The sequence below is a fragment of the Suttonella ornithocola genome (assembly GCF_001889065.1).
Lineage (GTDB): Bacteria > Pseudomonadota > Gammaproteobacteria > Cardiobacteriales > Cardiobacteriaceae > Suttonella_A > Suttonella_A ornithocola.
In genome coordinates, this window is record NZ_LWHB01000323.1 from 1 (window position 1) to 767 (window position 767).

General features: G+C 38.9%; 2 protein-coding genes and 1 pseudogene. All 3 read right to left on the minus strand.

Annotated elements, in window-relative coordinates; all coding sequences use genetic code 11:
* Positions 1 to 62: 62 nt before the first annotated feature.
* Positions 63 to 461, minus strand: coding sequence for a transposase (locus A5N85_RS14110; protein ID WP_084601829.1), 399 nt, complete (start codon positions 459 to 461; stop codon positions 63 to 65).
* Positions 404 to 583 carry an IS630 transposase-related protein gene (locus A5N85_RS18075; RefSeq protein WP_249023998.1) on the minus strand — a complete coding sequence of 60 codons (180 nt, stop codon included), beginning with the start codon at positions 581 to 583 and terminating at the stop codon, positions 404 to 406. The genes A5N85_RS14110 and A5N85_RS18075 overlap by 58 nt, the downstream gene beginning before the upstream one ends.
* 101 nt (positions 584 to 684) lie before the next feature.
* Positions 685 to 729 (minus strand): annotated as a pseudogene (locus A5N85_RS18080) (hypothetical protein); the annotation flags it as partial.
* Positions 730 to 767 lie beyond the last annotated feature (38 nt).

Genomic DNA, 767 nt, shown 5'->3' on the forward strand with positions numbered 1-767 from the left:
ATCCAACCCACATCTTTTCAATAGGATTTAAGTCTGGACTATAAGGGAGTAACCAAACTATCTCATTGCCCATGCTCTTCAATGATTGCTTGAATATCACTGCGTTTATGAAAAGCGGCATTGTCCATGACAATTACACTGTTTTTAGGTAACTCAGGTAACAGTGCTTCTCTCACCCAATGAGAGAAAATATCGCTGTTAATAGAACCATCATATAAGCGTAAGGCAAACAATTCTCCATTGATAATGGCTCCAATCGCATTGCTCTGGTTTTTTAAATGCCAGTTATCACTTCCATGACAAACTTGTCCTTTTGTGCTGTAGCCATAAGGTCTATGATCAAAGGCTTTAAAACCACATTCATCAAGATAGACTATCGGTTTGTCTTGAGCGGTCTTATCTACTATTTGTTCTTGAAAGTGCTCTCTTTTCTCTGTGTCGGCTTTTGGATGTTGGTTAATCTTTTTTTATGCGTTATCTTTAGTCGCTTTAGAGCATAACAAATCGCTGATTGCGAGCAATTAAAACGTCTAGCGCTTTCCCATTGGTAATCATCAGGATACTGCTCAATATCCTTAAGCAAGGCTTCATCATCAATCTTTGAGGCTTACGCTCAGTAAAACCTTTAGGATGGGGATTTTTAATCCAGCTATAGACGGTGAATTTGCTGATCTTGTAGTGCTTTGCAACAGCGCGCCAAGTTTCTCCATTAGCAATATCGTTAAGAATTTTTTGTCGGAATTGGCTGCAGTTAGGTCATAGGATAT